The sequence below is a fragment of the Nevskia sp. genome (assembly GCF_023266035.1).
In the GTDB taxonomy this organism is placed as follows: Bacteria; Pseudomonadota; Gammaproteobacteria; order Nevskiales; family Nevskiaceae; genus Nevskia.
The window spans coordinates 1-4,166 of record NZ_JAHFRY010000222.1 but is presented as its reverse complement, the minus strand read 5'-3'; the positions used below and the strand labels follow the sequence as shown (position 1 = coordinate 4,166).

Below are 4,166 nucleotides of genomic sequence, written 5' to 3'. Positions count from 1 at the left end.
CTTCATCGTCTTCCGGCGGCATGCCGCGGAGCGCACTTCTTTGGTTACTTTCTTCGGGCGTTCGAAGAAAGTGACCCGCGCGATAGCGCGGAATAGTGCGCTGAAGCTAGCTACCAAACGCAACGGTCGATCAATCTCAAACCAACCAGGTGAGGAAAAAGAGTTCATGACCAGGATTTTCCTCTTGCTGCTTGCAAGCCTGCTATCCAGTTGTACCAACGAGCCCGTTACCACTCAGGTCGCCATCGAGCAGCCTGCAATCGCCGCTTCGAAACCACGCCCCTACTACCGTGACGTACAGAATCTCGTGGCAAAGCATGTGGTCTATCCGCCAGAGTCTCTGGTCGCTGGCGAGCAAGGCGTTTGCAAGCTCAGATTGATGCTCCGTCGCGATGGCTCACTAGCCAACGTCGAGATCAGTCAATCCTCAGGTTTTGCCCGTCTGGACGAGGCTTGTATTCGGGCTGTCTATGATCCGGTGTTTCCTGCGATCCCTGAAACAATCGATGCCAAAGTCCAGGAATTCTTCGTCGATATGCCGATCACTTTCACGTTATCTCCCTAGCTGCAAGCATCCCCTCAATGCGTCTGAAAAACCTCCTGATACAAAGCCAGCTTCTCCCGAATCGCCACCAACTCCTCCGCCGTCGGACGCGTCACATCCGCCACCCTCGGCAACGGCCCGAACTTCATCAGCGCCGCCGTCAGCAGCAGGCGCGCCTTGGTCGTGGTCAGGTTGTTGCCTTCGATGAACAGGTTGCGCGGGTTGACCTTGACCAGGCCGCTGGCGTCGCCGCGTGCCGTCTTGACCACCGGCAGGCCTTGCAGCACGGCGAGTTCCAAAGCCTTGTCCTGCGAGGCGGACATGCTCGAATACGGCGCCAGGCCTTCGCCGACGATGCCGGCCAGCGGGTACTCGCTGAGCAGCATGTCGATAGTCGCGGCGATGCCTTTTTCAGCGGCGGGATCAGGCACGCCGCTGTCGTCGTACCAGTTGTCGCCCTTGAGCATCGGCTGCGTTCTTGATCGTCACGGTCACCGCTTCGACCTTGCCGGCCTTGGTTTTCAGCCAGCCACTCTGGCTGGCCGGCAGCTGGCTGATGCGCAGCTCGGATTTCCAGGTGTGCTTGCGGGTCGGGATGTTGGTGAGATAGGCGCCGGCGGTCATCGAGCCGAAGATGCCGCCGTAGCCACCGGTGGCGACATAGGCGCCGGGATGGGCATCGCCTTTCTCGACTTCGCGTGCGGAGTAGATGATCTCGTCCTGGACCATCACCGTGCCGAGCCGGTTGCGGCCTTGTTCGTCGGCCCAGACTTTCGAGTTGATGTAGTCGATCGAATCGAGAATGTTGCCGTCGCCATCGGCACTGACCAGGCCGCGATTGCGGTGCGCGGAGTTGGCGGAGATCGGCAGTTGCGTGTCGATCAGCAGGCTCAGCCAGTAGGCGCTGTCTTCGACCGTCGGGCTGCCTTCCAGCCAGATCGCGCCGGCGTACTTGCCGCTGGCCAGCACCCGCTGAACGATGTTCGCTTCGCGGGCCAGCATCGGCCGGATCTGCGAGGCCGAGTAGGGGCCGTAGCTGAAGAAATCGCGGCCGAGCTTTTCCGGCGCGATGTCGCCTTCGCCGGTGTCGCTGCGCTTGGCCGCTGGCAGGCCCTTGGTGTAGCCGCCGGAGGGCACGGCGCGATAGAAGTCGTAATCGGCCCGGGCTTCGATGCCGCCGCCATCGCGTTCGATCTCGGCAAAGATTCTCGAGCCATCGGGCACGAAGGTCTGCCGTGACTGCGCGAACGGCGCACCGGGAAACGCGAAGGTGTCGTCCCAGGCTTTGCCATTGGCCTGGCGGCCCATGTAGGGCAGCGCGTAGAGGCCGTCTTCGGGCTTCAAGGTGACGGCATAGACTGGCTTGTCGTCGGCGCCGCCACGGGTTTTCGAGAACTTGCCGGCGGTGCTCACGTAGCCATCCGGCGGCGCGTACAGCTCGGCGACGTCGGCTTCCAGCGGATGCGCCGAGAACTGTTCGACATAGACGGTGACCGGCGCGGCCAGGCGCTGATAGCGCGGCCAGTCGGTCTGGGTCTTGCCCCAGGCATCGGTCAGCAAGGGCAGGCCGTACTGAGCGCGTGCCTTGTTGCTGGTGATCAGTGGCTTGTTGTTCTGGATCGTCGACGTCGGGCCGGAGAACACGGCGATGCGTGGCTTGCTGTCAGCAGCGGCGGCAGTGCCCGCGATGATCGTGATCAGGCCGGCGGCAAGAGCGGCGGCGATTCGTGTGCGACGCGGCATGAAGCGGGACGGGAGCATGGTCGACTCGAAGGGCAAGCGGACATCCGCATTCCTTTAGACGCGCGCCACTGGCAGACCCCCACCGTTGATGAGCGGTGGCTCAGTTCAGGAAGGACTTCTTCAAGGTCACGCCGCCCGAAGTCTCGTTGGCGATCGCCCCGCGCCAGAACGTGCGGCCGATGCTCAGGCTCATCCACAGGCCTTTGCCGAGGTGCAGATCGGTGCCGGCGCTGAGCTTGTAGAAAGTGTCGTCGTCGCCGTTCCTGAACCAGTCGTGGAGCACGGCGGTTTCCAGATTGGCATTCCATGGCGAGGTGCCGCCGCGCAGGCGTGCGGAGACGACGATTTCGTCGGCATCGACGAACGTCCTTGGCTGCCGTGGATCCGGCAAGGGCTCGTTGTGGCGATACAGCACCTGGCCGAGGACCTGGGCGTGGCGGCCGAGAAACGAGGGCGCGTAGTCCGGGTGCGTGCCGAGTGCATCGAAGCCATAGGCGGTGGTGGCGAAGGCGACGAAGCCTCTTGGTTCGAGCGCGCCGAGACCATCGCCGAGCGTGCGGAAGGTCGGCGAGATGCCGATCGCATGGCCGGTGGCGTTCCAGGTGTAGGCGGCCACCTGGGGATCATCGCGGCAGGCGCGCATGCCTACACGCACGGTCTCGTGCAGCGCGGCTCGATACGCGCTCTGGCTGGCTTGCCATTGCGCCTGCAGTGCGGCTTGTTGCTGCTGCGCTTCCTGGCGTTGGGCCGGTTCAGTGTTCGGGTCCTGCAGGAGCCGATCGACAGCTTTCAGGCGTGCCGCAAGCTCGGCCAGCTGGCTGCGGGCTTGCTCTGGCGGGCTCACGTGCCGCTCGAAGCAATCTTTCAGCGAGCCCGGGCCGCGATGCACGCGAGGATCGCGCTGCTCGTGCAGGACGATGCGCAAGGTCGGCGCGAAGCGGGTGCTGCGATCGTCGTCGCTCTCGCCCTTGCTGACCGCCATCGATAGCTGGATGCGTGACACGAAACGCTTCTCGCGATTGTGCTGATAGTCGGCGAGATCGAGCCGCGATTCGCTCAGGCTCAGCGGCGCGAAATCGATGCCGAGTGCTCCGCGCGGATGGCCCTGGTCATCGAACACCTGTGCAGCAGCGATCGAGAAATCGGACGAGGCCAGCGACTGCGCCGTGAGAAACGGCGCCACGCCCAGCGCAGTGAAGCTGGCCGGCTCGGGGCCGGCGACATCGATGCGGGTATCGCGCAGCCGCGTGTACTGCTCGACATCGCCGAACCAGGAATCGTCCGCCCGGGCAGCGCTCGCAGCCCAAGCTGCCGACAAGACCCATACAAGTTTCCAGCGAGACATGGAGGCTCCCGAAGCCGACCCCGCGGCGATCCGCACAGGCTCGCGGGTTTCGGCAGCCAATGCAAAGGCCGGGCAAAGGCCAGTGAAGGCCGACGCGCGGGTAGGGCGCGGGGGCAAAGCGGCGTCTGAAGCAATGACGACCCAACCCACGCGCGGAGCTTCGATGAACACGCCACTGCTTTCCCACCGCCTGCGTCCGCTGGCACTTGCCGCTGCACTGTTCATGGCGGCGCCCATCGCTCAGGCTGCGCCGGTGCCGCTGACCGACGCCAGCATCGCCGAACTGCAGCAGGCGATGAGCGACGGTTCACTGAGCAGCGAGCGCCTGGTGTCGCTGTACCTGAAGCGCATCGAGGCCTACGACAATCGCGGCCCGGCGATCCATTCGGTGATCCTGATCAATCCGAAGGCGCTGGAAACGGCGCGCTCGCTCGACAAGGAGCGCAAGGCCGGCAAGCTGCGCGGCCCGCTGCATGGCATTCCCGTGGTGCTGAAGGACAACTACGACACTTTCGATCTGCCGACCACCGCCGG

At 64.2% G+C, this 4,166-nt stretch carries 5 protein-coding genes; 2 read left to right on the top strand and 3 right to left on the bottom strand.

What is annotated here, in order from left to right; genetic code table 11:
- Nucleotides 1-565, top strand: a 565-nt coding sequence (locus Q0D45_RS21140) for an energy transducer TonB (protein WP_293397774.1), incomplete at its 5' end; no start/stop codon positions are given.
- Between the two features lie 14 nt (nucleotides 566-579).
- On the opposite strand, the gene Q0D45_RS21135 is transcribed toward Q0D45_RS21140, so the two are convergent.
- From Q0D45_RS21135 to Q0D45_RS21125, 3 genes are all read right to left on the bottom strand, one after another.
- Entirely contained in the window at nucleotides 580-1,011 is a 432-nt protein-coding gene (locus tag Q0D45_RS21135) for a hypothetical protein (protein WP_293397771.1), read from the bottom strand.
- On the bottom strand, nucleotides 968-2,305 hold the full coding sequence (locus tag Q0D45_RS21130; protein ID WP_293397768.1) for an asparaginase domain-containing protein: 1,338 nt from the start codon (nucleotides 2,303-2,305) through the stop codon (nucleotides 968-970). Before Q0D45_RS21130 ends, Q0D45_RS21135 begins: the two co-directional genes overlap by 44 nt.
- 82 nt (nucleotides 2,306-2,387) lie before the next feature.
- Nucleotides 2,388-3,632 (bottom strand): hypothetical protein, encoded by a 1,245-nt coding sequence (locus Q0D45_RS21125; protein WP_293397765.1) that lies wholly within the window; start codon nucleotides 3,630-3,632, stop codon nucleotides 2,388-2,390.
- Between the two features lie 163 nt (nucleotides 3,633-3,795).
- Between Q0D45_RS21125 and Q0D45_RS21120 the strand changes: the two genes are divergently transcribed.
- A partial coding sequence (locus tag Q0D45_RS21120; protein ID WP_293397762.1) for an amidase family protein occupies nucleotides 3,796-4,166 on the top strand: 371 nt, incomplete at its 3' end.

Coding starts and splice junctions, on each gene's coding strand:
- Q0D45_RS21135 (WP_293397771.1), bottom strand. CDS start 1,011: ATGCTCAAGGGCGACAACTGGTACGACGACAGCGGCGTGCCTGATCCC.
- Q0D45_RS21125 (WP_293397765.1), bottom strand. CDS start 3,632: ATGTCTCGCTGGAAACTTGTATGGGTCTTGTCGGCAGCTTGGGCTGCG.
- Q0D45_RS21130 (WP_293397768.1), bottom strand. CDS start 2,305: ATGCTCCCGTCCCGCTTCATGCCGCGTCGCACACGAATCGCCGCCGCT.